At 61.8% G+C, this 466-nt stretch carries 1 rRNA gene; it reads right to left on the reverse strand.

What is annotated here, in order from left to right:
• Nucleotides 1-466: ribosomal RNA gene (locus AADR41_RS42350) — 16S ribosomal RNA — on the reverse strand; the annotation flags it as partial.

The raw sequence follows: 466 nt of genomic DNA on the forward strand, positions 1-466 counted from the left end.
GACTACCCGGGTATCTAATCCTGTTTGCTCCCCACGCTTTCGCGCCTCAGCGTCAGTAATGGCCCAGCGAGCCGCCTTCGCCACCGGTGTTCTTCCTGATCTCTACGCATTCCACCGCTACACCAGGAATTCCACTCGCCTCTACCATACTCGAGCCGGACAGTCCCGCGTGCCGTTCCGGGGTTGAGCCCCGGGCTTTCACACGCGGCTTACCCAGCCGCCTACGCGCCCTTTACGCCCAGTGATTCCGGACAACGCTCGCACCCTCTGTATTACCGCGGCTGCTGGCACAGAGTTAGCCGGTGCTTCCTTTGAGGGTACCGTCAATACCGGTCGGGTATGAGCCGCCGGTCCTTCGTCCCCCCCGACAGTGGTTTACGATCCGAAGACCTTCATCCCACACGCGGCGTCGCTGCGTCAGACATTCGTCCATTGCGCAATATTCCCCACTGCTGCCGCCCGTAGG

This window comes from Streptomyces sp. CLV115 (assembly GCF_038448545.1).
Lineage (GTDB): Bacteria > Actinomycetota > Actinomycetes > Streptomycetales > Streptomycetaceae > Streptomyces > Streptomyces sanglieri.